Here is a 21,914-nt window from a genome sequence, read left to right on the forward strand (position 1 = left end):
CACTTGAAGTATAGCGGTACATTTAACGTGCTTTTTAATAAGAATATTCTGAGGTAATTTGTAATTGTCGATGCGACGCAGAAATTGTTTCGTGATGATACCTCAGATTATTGAGATAATGTGTTTTATGTTCTTCCAAATTAAATAGAGAAATTAATTGATATTTCGGCTCGTCCAACATCCCTGGATACTTACTGATTTCTCTTTTAATTGCTTCTATTATTTTGACAAACAGACACTCATTCAAGGTGGAGGACTCACCTCCATTCATAAAGATCATAGCCAGTACTTTCGCATTACAATTTCCCTTTAAATAACCCTCTACTTCTGCTCTCCTTGAGGCTCCCAAAAGACTTCCCCATGTCTTCGATTCATATTTTGATAATGATGAAGAGATTAAGCTTTTAAATGATTTATCGGTAAGGGTATCTACCCAATCATAAATCGTCTTATACAGCACCGCGATGCCCCCATCACTATAAGGATGGGTAAAGCGTTTGTCCTTTTTAGCAAAAAACACCACATCTCGGGTAAAATCATTGATGCCTTTTTCAAAACTTTTATCTCTGATCGCAAGATCAATACTTGGTATAGGATGCTTTTGCAACATCAGAGGAGTAAGACCCTGCACAAGCAAAGTATTCAATGCCCCATCTTGCTGGGTTCCTGAGCTTAAAATATAAGCCAAACGATTATCACCACGTTCCTTTGAGCTCGATTTTAAATAGTTCTTCACCGGTTCAGCCCTTTGGCGGAATGAAAGTGAGGTGACTACTGGCGCATATTTTTTATCTATAATTTCATTGATATAATGTTCCAATTCTTCAGGTTTGAGACTTTTTGCCCAAACAAACAATGAATCATGGTATTGTTTTTTCACGTCTTCATGTGTAAAAGGCAGCACTTCTCGTTTCACGGCAAGTAATGCTTCTTCCATCAGTTCGTCTGTAGTGGTCAAATGCAATTGGAAATTGACCTGTTCTGCAATGAGCTTAAGGCTGGATGCAATACTATTAAATTCAGCAGCATAAGTTGTTGTATTCGCCAAGGCCTGGCGAATTTTTAGGTTATATGTTTGATGGAGTAAACTCAGTTTATTGGAAAACTCAAGATTGTCTTCTTCGGTAAGATCCTTACGTTTTTTTTCATAATAAGTCTTTGTTACTTCACGAAATTCGTTAACAAAGGCAACTAAAGATAATAATGCGCCACGCAAATTACTGTCTTTATCAACACTAATCTTTGCTTCAATTATTTCAGCAGAAAGCACAGGGAGGTTTCCAAATAACTCCCATGCACTGGTTAAAGTGTCATCAGTTGCTTTTTTGCTTAGTAGTTCGGAAATTTGCACGTAGGGAGGATTAGTGGCTTCTTTAAGTAATGAGTTCGTTAGTCTGTACGAACTGTGAATCAACTCTTTCATTATTGGTGCAAATGCATCACGCCAGACCTGGTGATATCGTTTTTGTAATTCATCAGAATTGTACTTTAGATCTTCTTCTTTAGCATAGGTTGTTTCATTTTCCTTTTTGGCCCATTCCTGTATGGTGCGATAAAAAGAAGGCTTTTTGTAAAGATCTAGATAAGTAGGTGACAACGGTAACCCATAGCCGTTATCAGTACATCCCATGTAAAAGACCACTACTCGATATAAGTTATCATAGTGTTCTTGATATAAATCCATCATAAAATCAACAAATGATTTTGAGTTCGTCGTTTCATTGCAAAAGCGAGGATACAGCTCTTCATATTTAGCCCGTAAGCTGGGATCTGTCTCCTCTAAAGAGGTGTAATTTAAAGGCATATCACCAAAGAGCTCTGTTAAGCGTTTACGTTGTAACTCCGGTTGATATGTTAATAGGGCCTTTAAAGCGGCGGCCAGTTTCTGTTCCTGGGCAAGAGAGTTCTGTGCCAGACGCGCGAACTCGACTGGGTCTGCATAAGCTTTAGGTAATAGCTTGCGGGCTACATTAGGTACAATAGCCGGAATGGTAACTTGTCCTGGATTTTCGTAAGAAGGCCAATGATAAGGCATGGATTCCTGAACGTTGGGAAAAGCTTCATAATCACGAACGGTGAGCGTTACATGTTCCTTAGGTACTCCGATTACTGATCTTGGTACTTTCATATGGATGGTGAACCAATAGAAGAACATATCAAAATCAATATCCGCAGTCAGCTCCTCAGCTATACCGAGGTTATGAGGATGCGAATCATCATCATCCAGGAACCATCGGCCGAGCAAAGTTTCCATGACATCTTTTTCGACCAGGGTTTTCACACTGGGAGCAACTTGCTCCTTTAAAGTACTGTTAACAGGAATACCCTGACTCGCATAATGGAGCGGTTTAAAACCCTCAATACCAATAGATAGTGTACCAATTAACTTATCTTGAGTGTGGCCTCTTTTTGAGGTGATTTCCAAGATATTACTTTTTATAGTATTCAGCTGTTCCATTAAGGGCAGTTCAGGATTAAAGTTTGGTATATCCTTTACTGCAATAGTATCCTTCTTTAGTAAGCCATCAGGAGTTTTAACAGTGTATTCGAGGAGGTCTTTTTGCTCTAATTTAATATAAAGTGTGTTATCTTTTATAGTTTTGTTACTATCTGGCATTAATTCGAGATCATACTCCTCGAATACTAAACGCTCTTCGGCCGATCTTTTTCCTTGGAATAACCTTTTGAATGATGAGGTAGCTACACTGATTTTGGCTAATAATTCAGGATAGTGATTTTTAGGCTCTAATTTTTTAAAAAAAGCCTTCTTGACAACACCATCTTCTTCAAAGGAAACCTTCCATGTTTCATGAGAGCTATCCGAAATTTTTTCTACATAAGTGAGTTTATTATTTCTGAGTGCTTTTTTTGGAATTCCCATATTTTAATCCATTAAATCCCAGTCGTCCTTTTAGAATAGTTCATATTAGGCAGAAATATTCAATAAGTTCAAGAATAATTTTCAAACAGATAACAAGGAAACTAAACAGTTAAGATTCAAATACTTAATGGATTACTCAAACTCATGACACACTGTTTTTGAATGAATCATCATGCAAATTACATGCCTGATCAGTAAGAATGCCCCGCCCGGAGGGAGATTGGTTCCGGGCTAAGGGCGGTAACCTTCTTCGGTTACGTTTGACTAACTCATTTGACACCAGGATAGGGGAAAACACACTCCATTTTCATCCGAGTTTTCTAGATCGATAAGCTTAAGCACTTCCTTATCCAGTTCGCGTATTTCCTCTCCTGAGCGAGTCTGGTTAAAAAACCAGAAATTGCCAGTCTTGTAGTATTTATATGCGTTAGCCCCTCCAAGGGAAAGGGTGCAGCTAACTATATTAGCAATAACAATTAAGGCATTGTATAAAAATCTATATAAATCAGACTCAATTTCAGGATCGACAATTTTAAGTACTTCATTTTCAGCGTTCTTTAATGTAGTCCGCACATCATCGGCATGAGGATTCATGAGCGCATCATAAGAAATATTGTATAATTTTTTCCTATAAGCTTCTTCTGCATCCTTCCATTTTTTATGCATTTCACTGGATGATTTAGACCCAGCTAAACGCTCATGAATTATTTTGCATTGAGCCTCAACCCGCAAAATAATGTGCCGAAACCGTTTAGCTTCTTCCCTCTCTTCTTGTGCTGCCAATTCGATCAGATCTTTTCCGATCTTTAAGTCTTGCATTTGCCTGACACAAATAAAACGCTCGCGCAGGCTGTCAGCCAAAGCCAATTGTACTGGATCTTTTATGGCAAGGACCTTATTGCCTTGAGTTTGTATCCCATGCACTACCCCGCTATAAAGAACTTCCATCAATAACGTTCGCGTTTTATCCTCCATATTCGCTAATTGTGGTAAAAGCAGGCGTAAGGCTTGTCCTTTATTATCCTTCTCTAATACTAAATGATAGGCTTGAAGAGGGGCAGTAATACCTGATTTTTTTAATAGAAGTAACGCGGTGCTTGCTGCTTTTAACTCGTCAAGAGTTAGTTTGCGTAATCTTGATGTTACATCATGAAGCTCTTGAAATTCTTTAGCGAAATGGTGAGCAATTGATTTTTGTAAATGTTGGTGTGGATTTAGCGCAAGCTTTTCTAGATCTTCAATAGTAATGGTTTTGGTTTGGTCTAAAGCCACCAGGCTTGAAGCCAATAAGGGATATTTCTTTGTTGCAGCAACGATTTGTTGATAACCATCTTCAGATAAAGATCCTTTGACCCAAAATATCAAACAAAGTCGTCTGCAGTCTTCATCCGGTATAGAAAAAATAAGTTTTAATTCGTCACGTTTCGATTTAGATTCTTTAAAAAATTTAGGGACATCTTCTGTGAGTGCCGGCTCCAACTCAACTAAACTGGCTATAGCTTGGTAGTAAGCTTTTTCAGATAAAATATCTCGAATTAATTCCTCCGGATAGGATTGTTGAATTAAAAATGGAAGTAGCTTAATTTGGGTCTCATCCCTCATGTAGCCACTAAACTTTCTAATCAATTCAAGATTGGTCAGTAGCTTCCGGTTTTGCTCAAGAATTCCCTTTTCGTAAAATACGATGATGCTTTTTAATAAACTTTTATTAATGCGTTCATCATCAGTGAATGTTAATTGAATTCTTTGAATTTCTTTACGTAATGGACTGGATTCAGATAAAAGCTCCTTGAGCAGAGAAACGGACAACGGAAGCTCATCCAGTATTTTGTATTGAAAAAGCAAATCCAGGGCTGGATTCTCTGCAAATAACGCGGATAAATTAAGTTCAGCAAAAGGAAGCGGTTCGTGGAGGGTTGCCGTTTCTTGCGCTACTTGGATTTTTCGCATCAATAGGGCAATACGATGAAATCGTAAGTTAATCTCGTTATTCCCTTGGACTGCATTGTGTAATAAAAAACCGGGAATAGCAGAACCAATCTGCTTTAATAAGGGTTCTATAGATGACACGGGAGAAACGTTCACCCCAGCAGCAGGCGATTTAATATACGGGGTTAAATTAAAGCTTGCTACACAGACAATTTCTCTGGTTTGTGGACTTGCATGACCCTTTTTTATTAAACCGATTACCCACTGTTTCGGGTCATCCTTTCGATACATCACCATAACGCCGCAGTCCTCTCCTGCGTCATTAATATAGGCAAAATCATGGCAACCTAAATTCGCCTTGTAAGCCTCTGAGTCTTCCTTTTCTCTTTTGAGCGGCTCGGGTCCAAATAAATAGGACAGATTTCCTGCAGTCATATTACCATGCAGATAATATTTCCCTAGAGCCTGTTTGCGCCAGATATTAAAATGTCTTATTGCTTGCTGTATCGTACCCAGGAAATTCACAGATGGGAGATCCGCAATTATTTTTGTGTCATCTTTTTGTTCTGCAATGGCCCAGCCCTGTCCAAAAGCATGAAAAATTTGTTCTGCGTTTCCCTTCAGCAAATAAGGCATAATTCATTCTCAATATGACAAATTGAGAGTATTATAACCAGGAATTCATCGAGATGGTGATGGTTTTTTGCTAAAATTGCATTTTTAATACCTTATAATACGTTATAATGACTCATTAAGCCCGAATAAAAGAGATCAGGACGTAGGACCCAGTCCTATTGAGAAGCCCCTTAATTATGCGGATGACGTACTGACGATCCATCAAGACAAAGAAAATAAATATGAAATGCAATATCATAGGCGCAGGCCGATTAGGTAAAAATATCGCACTGGCCTTATCTAAAGCTCATCTCATCTCGTCCTTTTCCATTTGTAATCGCAGTTTGGAAAGTGCACAAAGGGCGAGGCAGGAGATTGGTTCCGGCCAGGTAGTTGACAAAATTGCGCACTTACCTGCAGCTGAAGTAATCTGGATATGCTGTAATGATGATGCCATTCACAATGCCGTAGAAATCCTCACTCATACTGATGTCTTAAAGCCGGGTAATTTTGTTATTCACTGCAGTGGGGTTTTGAGTTCAGCTGTATTGGCTCCTTTAAGAAAACAAGGCTGCTTAGTCGCGAGTTTTCATCCTTTAAAAGCATTTAAAGCAAATTATCTGGAGCCCACAGCATTTTATCAAGTTGATTGTGTTTTGGAGGGTGACTCTGAAGTATGCGAGTGGCTAAAAAGCGCGTTCAAGCAGTTAGGTTCTCATCTCATTACCCTTAAACCGGAGGCAAAAACAGCATATCATGCTGCGGCATGTATGGCTTCAAATTACTTAATTACCTTGGCATCCTGCAGTGAAGAATTGTTTCTTAAAGCAGGTATCGATGCACAACAAAGTCGACGGATGATAGTCAATTTAATGCAAGGTAATTTAAATAACTTAGAACAAACCGAACGTATTGCAGAGTCACTCACAGGACCATTAGCAAGAGGGGATGTGCAAACCATTGCGTTGCATTTAGATTCGATAGAAAATCCAGAGATCAAGCGTTTATACCAAAGTGCAGCATTGAGTACCTTGCCGCTAACACAATTATCTGAAGAAATAAAAGAAAAAATTACAGGTCTTTGTAGTTGAGTTTCTCACTTAAAAGAATGAGTTATCCAATATCCTGGGTTACAGCCTTCAACCAGGGCTGTATCTCACCCTGGAACAATAGGCTGCCAAAAAGTCAAAGTTCTTAGACATTCGTAGGAGTACTACTATATTGCTCTCCCTTTCCTAGACCCGATTCGTCAGAAAGGTCAACACCAATACCCTCTTTAGGATCAACTAAGTCAATTTGTGATCGCGGTGATACCACTGGTTGCTTTGGAATCTCTTTAACCCCCAAACGATCTACCAGTGTTTTTGGACCATCATTAAATTGAGGCTCAACAACTTTGACTTTGGCCTCTTCTTTCTCAACTTGAAACTCATAGCCTTCATGAGAGCCCCCCTTGGCTTTCTTAAGTCCGTCCTTTTCCGTACTCGTTAATTCTGTTCCACCTTTCTTCTTATTAAATAATTCATCTTCCTTTAACACCTCTAAAATTACCTCACGAGTACGTTTATCCTGGCCTTTATGTGCCTGGGTTTTACTTGCGCCGGTAGCATCAAGATTCATTTCTCTATCTGCCGCATTATTAGTATCAATTAATTGGGCGATATAGAACTTTCTAACTGAAGGAATCAGTAATAAGGGTGCTGTTGCTAAAGCAAACAGTCCAAGCCCAATTCGCGCAGTCCAACGCAAGAAAGGATTTTTTATATTCTGCACAAATGAAAAACTGCTTACTTTCGCAGCACCGCCTTGGTCTTCGCGTGAAATTGCTGCCGCACCCCCGTGCAAGTTACTTTTGCTTACCGATACAGCAATCGCAGCACGTAATTCATCGGGATCCGCTGTTTCTCCTTTTGCATATGCTTTCATTTGAGCATAAATTGCTTTTTCATGCTTTTGCAGCTTATCCAGCTTTCCATCGTTATGTTCTACACGCTCATGAATACTTTTCAATAAGGCAAAGCGCAACATGACATCCTGATTACGCTCATTACCACTTTTACAGCCCCCAGTTGATGCCCATTCGATATACATACTAAGCGCTTGGCTCAGTTGACCGTAGCGTACATCCCAATGCTGGTTAGTAGCAATCATTCTTGCAAGTGCATTGGACGCTAATGAAGGTAAATCGTCATCATCCTCTTGTTGCGATAACCCACTTTCTAATTCTTTTTTAAATGCTCTGATCTCTTTAATTAAAGTATCACCCGCTATTGACTGAGCGAAATATGTTGGTCTCTGTTTATCATCTAAAAAAGTATCATAATGCTCACGTACTCTAGCATTGATAGCAGTGATTTTTTCCTTTACTTCTTCACTTAAATAAGCACTATTTTCTTGAAACGTGTGCAGCATGGCCATTTCGGCACTTAAGGTAATGTCATCCAGTTCCACAGAACCGGTAACGAAACTTCTATCATCTCGATAACCTAAATCTCGAGTATGCCGGTTTGTACCGATATTTTGTACGTATAAGAAATTATTTTTGCCTGGTTCTAACTCTTTCTGTCCTGCATTAAACTCATGCATGGCCTGGATCATATAGAGGGCACTGGCTCTTTGTCGGTTATTATTATCTCCTATAGTTTCAAATGCTTCTGAATGAAACGAAGTAAATAAGTTTTCTACGGCAGGACCTTCTTTGCCACCACGCATATTACGCATTTGCGCATGAAGAAAACCAAATTTATTTACTAGATCTCTTCTAATGTCGTCTTCGCTCATCGTGGGATGAAAAACCAGTGCTGGTGAGGGGATACGCGCACTCACAGCGGGAGTTGGATGCAATACACCCGTTTCATCTTGATAAGTATAAGTAACTCGCCTAAAAGCCGCTTGATCTTCTGTTTGTAACCCTGGAATAAACGAAGGTTTGTCATGTGCTGTCTGTTTAGTTCCGCTTATTAACATCCCTTGTTGTAAGTAATTGGACGTGTAAAAATAGTCATATCCTGTAGCCGTCTCCGCAGTAAAGACATGTTTATTCAACTCGCCGCTTAGTTTTTGCATGTATCCTAAAACAGTTTCTCTAGTACGCTTCTTAATTAGAGCCTCTTGCTCTTCTTTCGTAAGGCTTCCAGAAGTTAACTTCCCTTCTTCATCAAATTTTAAATTCTGATGCTTCTTAAGTAGTTCCTTTTGTTCTGCTTCCGTTAATTTTCCTGAAGTTAACTTTCCTTCTTCATCAAATTCTAAAGATAACGCTACGCGTTCTTTTAAATGCGCAACGACTCCTTCTATAAGTGCTTTTTTTGCAGATTCAGCTAATTTAACTCTTTCTTTAGCCAAATTTTGATTAAGTTTATTTACATCAACCTTACCATTTGAATCACTGGATTTTTTAACGGCTTCCTTATAAGCCTTGGCCACTTCATCCTGAATCTTCAGCGCGGCATTATGGCGAATATTTTGCCACGCATCATGACTAATTGTTTCCTTATCTTCACCATAGGTTATGGAACGCCGCTCAAATGTTCTCGCCATTAAATTCATATGCGCATAAGTTTCTTCAAAAGAGGCAACCATGCTTGCTCTTTGATGAGAAAGAAGCGGCTGTCCACCATATTTTTTTACAAACTTATCCCTTAGCTTCCTATGCACATCGGTGCCTTCACCATTTACTTGACCACTTAAATCAATAGAACATAAAGTAGTGTCAGTAGGTGTACGACCACCAAGGACCTTTTTAAGCCCCCCTTTAATCTCTATACCTTGTCTATCGTCAACATTCGGCATGTTTAGAGCAGCTTCTATCTTCTTAAGTACCTTTTCTTGTTCTTTTTCAGATAGTGTTAACTCGTAAATTAAACGAGCTTGGGGATCAAACAATAAATCGTCACGCTTCTTAAGTATCTCGCTTTGTTCCTTTTCAGATAAAACCCCTGAGGTTAACCGTCCGTGTTCATCAAACAAAAAATCCTCATGGTTCTTCTTCACTTCTTCTTGTTCTTGTGCTGTTAGAACTAAATGTCCCTCCTTATCAAGCAAGGTGACCTTACTTCTTACACGCTCCAGGGTTATTTCACGCAGGTAATCTTGATAGATGGCATTGGCTTTGGCGGTAGCATATCGTTGCTGTTCGATTTTTATTCCATCGCGTACTTCTTGAGATAGACTATTCTGGAAATCAAGATCATTTAAACTCGCTAAGGCTTTTCGTTCATCACTTCCTTCAGCTGTTTCGCCTGCTTTAAAAAGTAATTTCTGATATATTGCAATTTTGACATCATCTCTTAAATTTCTAAAATTTTCTTGATAATGCCCCTCACCTGCTGCGATAAGATCTTTAAATGTTTTTAAAAGTGCCATGCAACGGCCCCTACTTAGGCTTATGATTATATTTTAGCACGCAAATATTACATTAACCTTACGTGATATAAATTCAAAAAAGCTACTGCATCAAGTAGTTCTGTAGTTAACTGGAATAGTAAAATCCCGGGTTCCGCTGCGCTGCACCGAGGCTACTGTTTTATTTTGGATGGTTAAAGTTCAACTTCTTTTCCCAAATTTTGCTGTTTGGCTTGTTTTTTTGCCTTTCTTTTCTCTTTCCAAGTTTGCAACATCACAAAAAATGCAGGGACAAATACCACGGCAAGACACGTTGAGGCCAGCATTCCACTGCATACGGCAATCCCAATCGAGCGTCGCGCATTGGCACCCGCACCCGTGGCGAATACTAAGGGCATAACGCCAAGAATAAAAGCGAACGAGGTCATTAAAATAGGACGAAAACGTGTTTTAGCACCAATTACCGCAGCCTCCATGATGGATTTGTTATGCAGTTCGTGTTGTTCTCGTGCCACTTCGACAATCAAAATAGCATTCTTGGCTGCCAAAGCAATAAGCAGCAAAATCCCGATTTGGGTATACATATTATTGGAAAGACCTAAAACCGATAACACCAATACGGTCCCAATTAAGGCCAAGGGTACGCTTAATAGAATCGATGCAGGGGCGATCCAGTTTTCATATTGACCTGCTAAAATCAGATATACCAAAATGAGTGACAGGATAAAAATATAATAACTCATGTTTCCCGCAATTTTTTCCTGATAGGCGGTACTGGTCCACTCATAAGAGATACCGGCAGGCAAAACTTCCTTTGCAAGCCGCTCCATAACTGCCATGGCCTGGCCGGAGCTATAACCTGGTGCGGCCGAACCATAGATATTGCTTGAGGGGTATAAATTGTAAAGAGAAATAATGGAAGGCCCTACTGTAGGCGACATATCCGTAAGTGTCCCCAATGGTACCATTTCCCCTGATTTATTTCTTACATAATAATTACGTACATCGCCAACCGTCATGCGTGACGCGGCATCGGCTTGAACATAAACCTGAAACACCTGGCCGAATTTTGAAAAAAGATTCACATAGGATGAACCGAGATAGGTTTGTAACGTATTGGAGGCATCGCCGACAGAAACACCTAAGGCCTCTGCTTTGACTCGATTAATTGGGGCAGAAAGCTGTGGTACTGAAGCACGAAACGAAGTCATCAGACGTTGCAATTCGGGCTGCTGGCTTGCATAACGAATTAACTGATCGGTAGCAGTTTGCAATTTTTGATAATCAAATGATCCATCTTGCAATTCAAGTTGCATTTGAAAACCGCCAGACATACCCAAGCCTTGAATTGGCGGGGGGATCATAACCAATATTTTAGCGCCTAAAGTTTTTTCTGCGACCGCATTAAGCTGTTTATACATCGCGAGCAAATCCTCTTTTTTCCCTCGCACGCTCCAATCTTTAAATACCACGTAAAGAACACCGCCATTGGCAAGGCTCGCATTACTATCCAAAAGAGAGATCCCTGCGATACTGATCACATTCTCTACGCCACCAACTTTAGATACTTGCGCGCTCAAATCGTGTAAAACCGCTTCTGTGCGCCCTAAACTGGAACCATCGGGCAATTGCACGTTCATCATCGCATATCCCTGATCTTCAAGTGGGATAAATCCCGTAGGGATACGGGTTAAGCCTAAAATCGCCAACAGGACCAGGGCGATACCAATGAAGCAAACTGTTTTATTATTATGAACAAGTCTATCGATGAATCGGAGATAGAAATTTTCTATAGGATAGTAATACTTATCAAATAAACGAAAAACGAAATTTTTCTTTTTTTGCGGATCAACCGGCCTGAGCCATAAAGCACATTGAGTAGGCTTCAAAGTCATCGCATTAATGGCACTAATAAATGCAGTTGCCGCAATAACTAATGCAAACTGTGCATACATAGCACCGGTTAAACCTGGCATAAAACCGGCAGGAACGAATACCGCCATTAACACAAGGGTAATACCAATAATGGGCCCCATTAATTCTGCCATCGCATTAATTGCCGATTGTTTGGGCGGGGTACCCTGTTCTATATGCTGGGTTACGCCTTCAACGATTACAATCGCGTCATCAACCACGATACCAATTGCTAAAACAAGTGCAAATAAAGTTAACAAGTTAATAGAGTAACCTAATACGAGCATGGCAAAGAATGCACCAATGATAGTCACAGGGACTGTGGTAGTAGGCACCAGGGTGGCGCGATAGTTTTGTAGAAAAAGGAGAATAACAATTAAAACCAGAATACCCGCTTCAAACAAAGTCTCATATACCTCATTTACCGAGGCTTTTACGAAAATGGTGGTGTCAAAAGGAATCGAATATTCCATGCCAGGAGGAAATTTTTTTGCCATTTTCTCAACTGCTTTACGTACCTCGGCTGCAACTTGCAACGCATTGGCATTGGGAAGTTGGTAAATACCAATAGCAGCTGCCTGTTTATTATTCAGTCTCGCGAGCTGGTTGTAACTGCTAGAGCCTAACTCCACACGCCCTACATCACGAATACGAACAATTTGCGCACTTTGTGTGGTACTGGTTTCTTTAGCGCTTTGATTGGGGTTTTGCGCTATTGTTTTCACTATGATGTTTTCAAATTGATCTACATCAGCAAGTTGCCCCGGAACATTTACTGTAAATTGATACGCTTCTTTCCCTGCGGTTGGGGGTGCACCAATTTGCCCGGAAGAAACCTCTTGGTTTTGATTGCTAATGGCCTGAAGAACATCACTTGGATTAAGGGAATAAGCCAACATTTTTTTAGGATCCAGCCAAACACGCATCGCATAAGTACCGGTTCCAAAAATAAGCACATTACCTACGCCAGGTAAACGGGATAATTCGTCTTGCATGTTAATTGCCGCATAATTATCCAGAAACAGACCATCGAATTCCTTATTTTTGGACGTTAGCGTAATAAACTGGAGTATTGCCGTAGATTTTTGCTGTACCACCACCCCTTGCTTTTGCACTGAATCGGGCAACTGCGCCATAGCAGACTGTACCCTATTTTGCACCAGTACCTGGGCAAAATTAAGATCCGTTCCAATAGCAAAAGTAACAATCAGAGTGTAGGTGCCATTATTCGTACTGGTGGATTGCATATACAGCATGTTTTCCACCCCATTCACTTGCTGCTCAATCGGTAAAGCTACGGTTTTGATGAGTGTTTTCGCGTCGGCCCCAGGATATGAAGTGGTCACCTGAATGGTTGGTGGAACAATAGCAGGATATTGCGAAACGGGTAGTACAAATATAGCTACCAACCCCAGCAACACGATGAGGAGCGCAATAACATTTGCCAATATAGGCCGCTCAATAAAAAATTTAGAAATCATTCTGCTGTCTTCTCACATTGTATAACGATCACCAAAACAACACCCCTGACGCATCTAAAATTAATCTTTGGCTGCCCCATTATCTTTTGGTTTGCTTTTGCCATTATCTTTTGTTTGCGTTACCCGTTCATGCGGTTCAACCTTATTTCCAGGAGTCGCGTATTGCAGGCCATCAATGATTACTTTGTCTTGAGCATCAAGCCCCGTAACCACCGCACGCATCCCATTCTCTGCACCGCCCAATTTTACCCGTTTCGTCACGACCACATTGTCATTATCTACGGTCAATACATAGGGGCCGATTTGATCATAAAGGATCGCTGTATCAGGCACTGTTAATTGCTTTTTAGGTTTGGAGATAGCGACGCGTACTTGCACAAAGAGGCCTGGTACAAAAATGTACCCCTTGTTGGGTAATACGGCACGAAGCTCCATAGTACCCGTAGATGCATTAAGACCTGTATTAACAAAATCAAGCGTGGCTTTGTACTTAACTGTAGGATCGTTTTGCAGGCTCACTTCAATAGGAACTTTCTTTATATCTTGGGGTTTGAATCCTTGCGCCCGCGCTGCCGCCCGTAATTTGAGTAAATCAAGTTCATTTAGATTAAAGTAAACATAGATGGGATCGATCTGTTCTATGGTAGCCAAATTTGTGGCTTCACCATGCCCCACAAGGTTTCCAACGTCAACTAAATGCCGACCGATTCGGCCGTCAAATGGAGCTGAAATGTGGGTGTAACTGTAGTTAATTGCTGCATTGACTTCTTCTGCTTCGGCTTTATCAACTCCTGCGGCAACCTCCAGTGTTTTGGCATACCATTTTTCAACTTCGTTTAATGAGGTGGCATGCTGTTTATACATTTTCTGTTGTCGTGCATATTCGGACTTATTATAGATAAGCGCAGCCTTTTCTGCGGTTACGGTCGCTTTGGCTGCTCTTAATTTTTCAAAATACGGCTCTGGTTGAATTACAAAGAGCTCTTTTCCTTTTTTAACGAAAGTTCCATCTACAAACTCTATTGAATCCAGAAAGCCCTCAACACGTGCAACCAGGTTCACCGAATTATAAGCGACTGTATTACCTGTTTGTGTCACATATTCAGCCATTTCTTTGAGTTTTGGCTTTTGCACAACGACCTTGGGTGCCGGGATGGCGGGTACGCTACTTTTGCCAAAAATATGTGAAATCAGATAAATAAGAAGTAAAATAGCAATCGCTATCCCTGCAATTTTGACTGATTTTGAATCTCTATTAAAGTTCATGCCCAATACCATTTTATTTAATTTTCCAAAATTTCCTTTCTCTGCTTAGGGTCATTACCATCAAGTTAAGTCTGGGCATAAACTCCCATCCCTATGTAAAATTGTCATCCACGCCAGGCGGAGATCCAATTCGAATCAAAAGCCAACACAGGGATAGATTCCCGCTACGCGGGAAATGACCAAGCTCTTTAACTTAATGTATCCCTAACCCTAACACAGGAGAGGGGTTTTTCCTTTCTTCTACCACTTTGGTAAATACAGTTGCTTAAATCGTTCTTTCCTAGTTCGCGGTGGCTCATGATTTTGCTGTTTGAGCAAAGTCCCCCAGTTTGTACGTGCTGCCATTTCCGCTTTGATTAGGGGCGGCACAACATCATTAGTACCCCGTATTTCCCAGCCCCCGCCTAGTGCTCGATAAAGAGAGACTAATGCGAGTGGAATATTGGCTTGTGCGTTAACCAATGCAGTTTGAACGCTCAATTGTTGCTGCTCGGCATTCAGCACAGGAGTAAAATCAACTTCTCCATTAATATAACGCACGATTGCCAATTTTAGTGTTTTGATGGCCGCGTTATTTGCTTTGGTTAATGCGCGCTCCGCCTTTTTTGCCTCGATATAGGCTGTAATACCATTTTGAACTTCTTGCTGTGCTTTTAGAACCAAATTAATGTAGTTTAACAAGGCCTGCTGGAATACAGCGTCTTGTGCCCGTACTGCATTCGTAATTTGACCGTAATTAAGTATTGGCCAAGTCAAAGTCGGGCCTGCGGTTATTGACCGGTTCGCCCAATTAAACAAATCTGAAAGTGAGTTTTGGCCAATATTATTTGATGAAAAAACAAAAGTACCATTTAACGCAAGAGAAGGAAAAAGATTTGCTTTTGCTGCGCCAATTTTGGCGGATTGTGCCATCGCCTCTAAACGGGCTTGATGAATATCCGGCCGTCGCGCCAAACTTTCTACAGGAATTCCCACTGCTACTGTTGAAGGCGCTTTAGGGATTCCTTTGCTTTTCTTAAGCTCTCCGTCTACTCCATTGGGTAGTGTACCCAATAAAAGAGCCAGTGCATTTTTTTGCTGTTCTAAGCTATTTTCCAGCGGAGGAAGAGATGCTTCTGTTTGTGAAAGCTCAGTCTGTGCTTGCTCCACATCCATGAGATTTGTTTCACCTGCATTATATCGAGCCTTGGCTATTTTTAACCCCTCTCTTTGCACTACAATGTTGGCTTTGGTTACCTTGATTTGCGCCTCGAAGGTTCGAACTTGGATGTAGGTGCTGGCAACGTCTGCGGTAAGAGTGACCAAAGCATTATCATAAGCAGCAAGAGAAGATAAAAACGTCGCATCATTGGCTTGAATTGCTCTTCGATATTTTCCCCAAAAGTCAATTTCCCAGTTTGCAGCAAAACCTAATGATAATGTTGCGAACGATGAGGGTAGAATTGATTGCAGTTGACTCCCACCAATTTCAACATAGGTATAGTTACCGGTTATCGCCTGTTGTTGCGGGTATAACATGCCTACCGATTGAGCCAGGAGAGCACGAGTTTGCAGTACCCTTACTCCGGCAATCTGGAGTGTCAAATTATTATAATAACCTTCGTAAATTAATGAAGTCAGAACAGGATCATGAAAAACCTCCCACCATTTAGTTGTTTTAAATGGCGCTTCTTTTACTGTTGCATCCTTTTTTGGCCAATGGGTAACGACTGGCTTTAGCGGCTCTTTATAATTAGGACCGACCATACAGGCGCTAAGAAAAAGGCAAGTAACGAAGGTAAAAAATTTTAACATGGGTGCTAAGAATTCCCTATCTAAACTATTTTCCATTAATGGAAATGACATTAGCTTCTTACTTCAAAGCACTTTATCACTACTATGAATTATTTGATAGATCATTAGCTTAAATACTGTAGCTTTAAGGATCGTAGCGCTTATTGGGTAGTGCGGCAAACTTATTGTCAACTCTTTGATTCCACCCAAAACTGGAGGAAGTATATAATTAACTCTATAAGTTAAATTTTTAATTTATTTGGAAACTAATATGCCTAAAATAATCATAATGACGCACGCTCCGCAAAAAACTTTAGGAGATCCAAGCTCAGCAGCTAAATTACAAAAGCTTCTGTTAGAACAATATAAACTACTAGACCAAGAAATCGAGGTTAAAGTAATTATTGATACCGGGACTACAGAAAATGAAGAGGCTGTCAAAAATTTATTTGGTGAAATGAACTATGAATTAATAAAAAAATTTAATGCCCCTGAAGGAAAAAAGAGATTAGAACAAAATATTAGTGATGCAGATCTCATCATACTCTATCCGACGCCTCATTTCCTTAATTTAACTACGGCAACATTAATTACGGACATCATGGCAAGATCAAAAAAAAGTGGGGTGATTTCACTGGTAGAGTATGACTACGATATTCTTCATCAACATAATAGTAAAGGATTTGTCAACACAGTAGCAGGATCACTGTATGTGAGTACTGGCATTGGAGAACAGTGTTTAGGAATTTACATTAACGAACAATCTCCTTCCAAAGAGAATTTATTTCAGCGACTCCATGAGACTGATCGTGCAAAGTTGCCCCGCGATCTTAATCAAAATGAAGGTCTGTATTTTGGCTATTTTAATAAAATTGGCGGCTCCAAAACAGGGGCAAATCCTGCCCGCTTTATAGCTTTTGCGGCTCATAATAGTCCTGAAAAAAAACAAGTGGATGTAGTCATCCCCCTCTTGCCGGGGGGTAGTGATGTTCATGTGGAAAATAAGATAGATGCATTACTTGAAAAAAAATTTATGGATGACATAAAAGATTTTAATAAAGTGGTTATTTCATACTCTCACGCCGGTGCTACTCGCTACTTTGTTTATCAAAAGAATGAAGATCAATTGGTTGCAAAAGAAATTGATGAAGGGGAATATGAAACTCAAAAAAACGACGCGGATAAGGTAATTCGAGTTATCAATCCTTTTCCTCTACACCCGCAATCCATGCACGCATTGATGGAAACATCCAAAGCGGTGAATCTTGTGACAGGCGATCAAAGCCTTTCAGAGGCATTATCTCTAGCAAAAATTCCATTTTATCAAGCCATGTCGTGGAAGAAAAAACTCTATGACTCACTCACATCTTTTGCCCAAAACTATCCCATACTTCACGAATGGCTCACTAAAAATGCGAATCAATCCATTTCTCCAAAAGAACTGGCTGATTTTTATTCAGAAAATCAATCGAAAATGCAAGAAGAAATCCAATCTTTGCGTAGTGAGCTTATTCAAAAGAAAAACTTGGCAATTAATATTGTTGACTATATTAATTCTTTAATAGGAATGAGTTTACTTGAACGATATCAATTCTTTATTCAAAATCTGATAAACGATTTTGAATTTTATACACAGAGGGAAGGGAGACAGAAAGAGAAATACTTGGACCGTAAGGCATTATTTAGTCATATCGATTTTTATCTTCAGAGTGCTAGTACAGACGATGAAAGAAATGAAATAGTAGCGTACTTTATTAAACACATAGATGATATTTTTAATTTAGACGAGTATGATGTTATGCCTCTTTTTTGCGAAATTAATGACAAATATCCATCTCTTAATTTTCAATTACCTTTCTCAATTATACTTAACGGTTTTAAAAAAATGACTTCAACGGTAGCTCAATTTGTTCTTATAAAGGGAGAAGAACAAGAGATAACAGTAGCAGCAAATTACATGAGCGATTACCTAAACTACTTATCATGGACTAGCACATTAACATCGGAAGAAAAAAGAGACGTTCTTGAATCAAGAAGTCTGAATGCTTTTTGTTATTTTTGTGAGGAGGAAAAGCTGAGTAAAGATACGGTAATGCCTTTACTTCAGATGATAAAGAATGAATCCGATAAGGATATATTGCAGCAAGGATTAAAAATATTGTTCACTATTCCTACCTACAAAGCTGAAGGGGATACTCTTGAATTTATTCCTTCAGAACCAAGTATTTTTTTTCAACTGAAAGAGCAAGACCGAATAAAGGTGCTCAGCAGAATACTGAAAAACCCTCAAGCGAAAGCAATTTTGTTAGAAGAGTTATTCAAAGCTGAAAACCCACTCTGTATCGATGCACTGAATAAAGAGCCGGTAAGCACTTTTGTGTTACGTGCATTGTTTTTTGAAAAAGCAACTTCCGATAACTCTCATTCTTTTTTTAAACCCACATTAAATGAGACATTACTCCTCCAACTTTTAGACACCACAGATGGAGACATGCAAAAAATCATTCAAAATAGGTTGCAAGCCATATCAGCAGAAAATACTGTTATGTGTATACCGGATTACTTAAATACATTTCTAAGTAAACAACTAGAAAAAGTGATGTGACACTTAGTGGAACAAAAAGATACGCTAAAAATCACTCAGTCAGCCCTAGTTGCTCTCCAGGATCTCCAGACATATTAGAAAATCCACCGCAAAAAGCAGCCCCTTGTATTCAATATTGGAGAGTATATCCCAGAGAGTCAGTTGGCTCCATATTGAATACAAACATTCTAATAGCTAAAAATTCATCTGGATTATCATCCAATACTTGGTAAAAACAATCCTCTAATCTATTTGGTATATTACTATTAAAGAAAGTTAAATTTATGGAGTTGGAGAGCAGATAATTCGTTGTTTCTTTAAACCAATTAAAATAGCTTTTATCTTGATTACTAATTTTTTCTTTAAAAAACTCAACATTGAATGAAGGAACACGCTTAATTTCCTCTAATAAACCCGATTGAGCTATTCGAGGTAATTTAATCTTCTCAATAAAATTACAGCAGATTAATCTCATGTACTCATTAAATACCTGCTCCTTGTTCTCCTTCATATCTTTTAAATATTTTTCCTTTTTATCTTTAGGAAGAACCCAGAAAATTTTTTCTAATTCCCCGTGATCTCGTGTAATATCAACCAGCCTATACTCCATTTTATTTAGATACTCTGTTTTATTCTCCCCCTGAATCACACTTAATAACATCATGAAATGGGTAATGTTAGCGACGAATTTAACGAGTTTGGGCCACATTGTCTCTAAATAAGTCTTTTGATGCTCTTCTGGAAGAATATTTAAAATTTGAATACAGAACAATAAGTCCGTTGATAGTTCAATTAGTTTACTTTTCACATTATTGAAATAGATACCTATTTGTTGTGGAGGAAGTGCACTGGCTATGTCTTGAATAGTGGAAATGCTTATCGAAATAGCGAGCAATTCTTTATGAATATTATTCCACACGATTATTCTTTTACATGGTCGAAGGCGCATAAATTCTTCATCGTTTAATTTTATAAATTTCCATATTCTTTTACCTAAACCTTGAAGAAATGCATCTGCTTTTTCTTCATTAAGAAAATCTATGAGTGCTATAAACTCATCAGAATTAAGGAGTTTAGGGAATTGACGAGCCATTATTCGAGTGAAAATAATAATTTGCTGTTCATTTAGCCCAATAAAAACATTCGCTAAGCCATTGAGGCTCCCAATGGATGCAACTATTGTTTTCTTAAGTCGTGAACAAAGTATTGCAATACTTTGCAGATCAAGATCTTTGAGTAAGATTAAAACGTCCTGAGAATTTTGAATCGAATTTTCATCTATCTCCATTACTTGAGAAGAGCTGAGAGGAAGAATCTCCCTGCCATCATATTCTACTCTCTTATCAAGGACATCCTCTAATGATTTCTTATAAAGATCAAAGTCTTGCTTATAAGTCATTAATAAGGAATCTATTTTTGTCTTATCTAAGCAAATAGAAGTGAGCTCTCCTTTATCGCCTGCAAGCGCTCTCATCAAAGATTCTGCAAGTGATTCAACGCAGCTATCTCTCCAGTTCGGGTTCAGAAGAGCCTCGTTTAGAGCACTATTCAATTCGCGGTTTCCTCTGGCCTTTTTTTGTTGCTCCGGAGATAGTTTTTCCCAGTAATTGCGAAACTGTTCTAAAGCGAGGTACGCTTTGACACCAGCAAAGCCATTCACTCCTCTTTGAATCAGTGCATGCTCTCCCCCTTCTTGTAAACCTTCTATCAAATACTCAATAGCACTATAAAGCGATGAAGATTTTTTAGAAAGAGAACGAAAACGGTAATACGACTTTATAAACACTTCTGTGGTCTCTGAATGATGCGTAAGTCGCTCTATATCTGTTTGCGAAAGACATTTGCCGGTGAAAGGATTAATTAAAATCTTCTCTACAAGTTCTTCTGATGTAGATACCTCTATGTGTTTTAGTAAAGATACAGGAATAAGCCAATCTTCATTATGTTCATTCGTAATCACAATGTAAAATTTTACTATATCGTTTAGAGCTAATTTGCTGATGTCCTCATAGCTATTCACTTCAATATAGTTATACGTACCTGATGAGCAGTTCACGAAAGGCATCAAGAACATTAAAGCAGGAACAGCGCGATTAAGGGATCTAAGTGGTGACTGCTCCGCTAAATAATTCGCAACTTCACAACAAATTTTTGTCATCGGAGAATTAGGTGTCGACGTATAACTTAGATGAGTTCTTTTAATGTTCTGCCAGCGTGTGGCAAGAAACTGTTTAAGTTTTGTCCTGCTATTTATGCAATCGAGTAATTCTGGCAATTGCTTGATGGCATCGTTTACTTGAATTCTCTCATAGAGATTTGTCGGCGTAGACTCTTGCGCTGATTGATACGTATTATTAATTAGCCACCGTAACCTTTTCTTTTTCTCAAAGCGATGAAGCCTACGTATTGCTTGATTTGATTGCATAAAAACAGGGTATGAATAATTTTTTTATTTATACACAAAGAGTTAACCATTGTCTATATTTGCAAATAATAAACATATAAATCATTTATTGATTTTATATTTCTAAAAATCATCAGTAACCCGTGATTTTTTGCTCTAAATCAATTTAATGTTCAAACACGACTTTATTTTCAACTAAAATAAATTTAAGAACATTAAAAAGGAACTTATGTGCAAATAAAAACGAGCAGGAGTTTTCTACGTTTTTCCCTTATTTTTTTTACCCTGTTTATACCTACGGTAATTTATGCGGAAGATAATTATAACTCTCATTTTATTAATGAAAGTAACAAAGGAGCAGAGAAATATACTCTTGTTAAAACAAGAATGTGGCCAGAATCAGGATGCATTATAGAAAGTGGGCCGGATATACTTTTACCCGGTGAGAAGACGCAACTTGTTATTGCCAAAAAACAAGGTTGCGATCAAGCTGGTATCGGTTATTCCTTATACAAAACTGCCGACAACAAACAAGAGCATTTACTAGGCTACGTCTCTCACCGTTTTCGCGATGGTACTTTTAGTTTACAAGTTTCGATTTTTTGTAATGATAAACAGTGTGTATTTAGAGATCTGAATCCAGATCAAGACCGAAATTAAGTTGAAGATTTACTAAGAATGAATTTTTATTACCCTCGCTTTTGCATGGACTTTACTGTGTGA

Annotated in this window: 10 protein-coding genes; 3 read left to right on the forward strand and 7 right to left on the reverse strand. The window is 39.0% G+C overall.

The features are described from left to right. Positions 1–34: 34 nt before the first annotated feature. Positions 35–2,881 (reverse strand): hypothetical protein, encoded by a 2,847-nt coding sequence (locus tag FOLKNPGA_RS17680; protein WP_182351127.1) that lies wholly within the window; start codon positions 2,879–2,881, stop codon positions 35–37. Positions 2,882–3,145: 264 nt separating this feature from the next. After that, the gene (locus FOLKNPGA_RS17685) at positions 3,146–5,446 is read right to left on the reverse strand and encodes a hypothetical protein (protein ID WP_182351128.1); all 2,301 of its coding nucleotides are present in this window, start codon (positions 5,444–5,446) and stop codon (positions 3,146–3,148) included. Between the two features lie 221 nt (positions 5,447–5,667). On the opposite strand from FOLKNPGA_RS17685, the gene FOLKNPGA_RS17690 reads away from it, so the two are divergent. Next, a complete protein-coding gene (locus tag FOLKNPGA_RS17690; RefSeq protein ID WP_182351129.1) occupies positions 5,668–6,516 on the forward strand; it encodes a Rossmann-like and DUF2520 domain-containing protein in 849 nt (282 codons plus the stop codon). A 103-nt stretch (positions 6,517–6,619) separates the two neighbouring features. On the opposite strand, the gene FOLKNPGA_RS17695 is transcribed toward FOLKNPGA_RS17690, so the two are convergent. The 4 genes from FOLKNPGA_RS17695 to FOLKNPGA_RS17710 form a co-directional block, all read right to left on the reverse strand. Beyond that, a complete protein-coding gene (locus tag FOLKNPGA_RS17695) occupies positions 6,620–9,790 on the reverse strand; it encodes a hypothetical protein (protein WP_182351130.1) in 3,171 nt (1,056 codons plus the stop codon). A gap of 173 nt (positions 9,791–9,963) precedes the next feature. Continuing rightward, on the reverse strand, positions 9,964–13,164 hold the full coding sequence (locus tag FOLKNPGA_RS17700) for an efflux RND transporter permease subunit (protein ID WP_182351131.1): 3,201 nt from the start codon (positions 13,162–13,164) through the stop codon (positions 9,964–9,966). 60 nt (positions 13,165–13,224) lie between these two features. Further along, a complete protein-coding gene (locus FOLKNPGA_RS17705) occupies positions 13,225–14,430 on the reverse strand; it encodes an efflux RND transporter periplasmic adaptor subunit (RefSeq protein WP_232890331.1) in 1,206 nt (401 codons plus the stop codon). Between the two features lie 240 nt (positions 14,431–14,670). Next, positions 14,671–16,224: an efflux transporter outer membrane subunit gene (locus tag FOLKNPGA_RS17710; protein ID WP_182351133.1), complete on the reverse strand. Its 1,554-nt coding sequence runs from the start codon at positions 16,222–16,224 to the stop codon at positions 14,671–14,673. A 250-nt stretch (positions 16,225–16,474) separates the two neighbouring features. Here FOLKNPGA_RS17710 and FOLKNPGA_RS17715 point away from each other — a divergent pair, with 250 nt between their 5' ends. After that, positions 16,475–18,808 (forward strand): hypothetical protein, encoded by a 2,334-nt coding sequence (locus FOLKNPGA_RS17715; protein ID WP_182351134.1) that lies wholly within the window; start codon positions 16,475–16,477, stop codon positions 18,806–18,808. 109 nt (positions 18,809–18,917) lie between these two features. Here the strand turns inward: FOLKNPGA_RS17715 and FOLKNPGA_RS17720 are convergent, their stop codons facing one another. After that, complete coding sequence (locus tag FOLKNPGA_RS17720; RefSeq protein ID WP_182351135.1) at positions 18,918–21,212, reverse strand: hypothetical protein; 2,295 nt, start codon at positions 21,210–21,212, stop codon at positions 18,918–18,920. A gap of 210 nt (positions 21,213–21,422) precedes the next feature. Between FOLKNPGA_RS17720 and FOLKNPGA_RS17725 the strand changes: the two genes are divergently transcribed. Then, a complete protein-coding gene (locus tag FOLKNPGA_RS17725; RefSeq protein WP_182351136.1) occupies positions 21,423–21,851 on the forward strand; it encodes a hypothetical protein in 429 nt (142 codons plus the stop codon). Positions 21,852–21,914: the final 63 nt, after the last annotated feature.

This window comes from Legionella sp. PC1000 (assembly GCF_014109805.1).
In the GTDB taxonomy this organism is placed as follows: Bacteria; Pseudomonadota; Gammaproteobacteria; order Legionellales; family Legionellaceae; genus Legionella; species Legionella resiliens.

Bases quoted from the DNA above. Each gene is read 5' to 3' on its own strand.
- FOLKNPGA_RS17720 (WP_182351135.1), bottom strand. From the start codon at position 21,212: ATGCAATCAAATCAAGCAATACGTAGGCTTCATCGCTTTGAGAAAAAG.
- FOLKNPGA_RS17695 (WP_182351130.1), bottom strand. From the start codon at position 9,790: ATGGCACTTTTAAAAACATTTAAAGATCTTATCGCAGCAGGTGAGGGG.
- FOLKNPGA_RS17685 (WP_182351128.1), bottom strand. From the start codon at position 5,446: ATGCCTTATTTGCTGAAGGGAAACGCAGAACAAATTTTTCATGCTTTT.
- FOLKNPGA_RS17680 (WP_182351127.1), bottom strand. From the start codon at position 2,881: ATGGGAATTCCAAAAAAAGCACTCAGAAATAATAAACTCACTTATGTA.
- FOLKNPGA_RS17705 (WP_232890331.1), bottom strand. From the start codon at position 14,430: ATGAACTTTAATAGAGATTCAAAATCAGTCAAAATTGCAGGGATAGCG.
- FOLKNPGA_RS17710 (WP_182351133.1), bottom strand. From the start codon at position 16,224: ATGTTAAAATTTTTTACCTTCGTTACTTGCCTTTTTCTTAGCGCCTGT.
- FOLKNPGA_RS17690 (WP_182351129.1), top strand. From the start codon at position 5,668: ATGAAATGCAATATCATAGGCGCAGGCCGATTAGGTAAAAATATCGCA.
- FOLKNPGA_RS17700 (WP_182351131.1), bottom strand. From the start codon at position 13,164: ATGATTTCTAAATTTTTTATTGAGCGGCCTATATTGGCAAATGTTATT.
- FOLKNPGA_RS17715 (WP_182351134.1), top strand. From the start codon at position 16,475: ATGCCTAAAATAATCATAATGACGCACGCTCCGCAAAAAACTTTAGGA.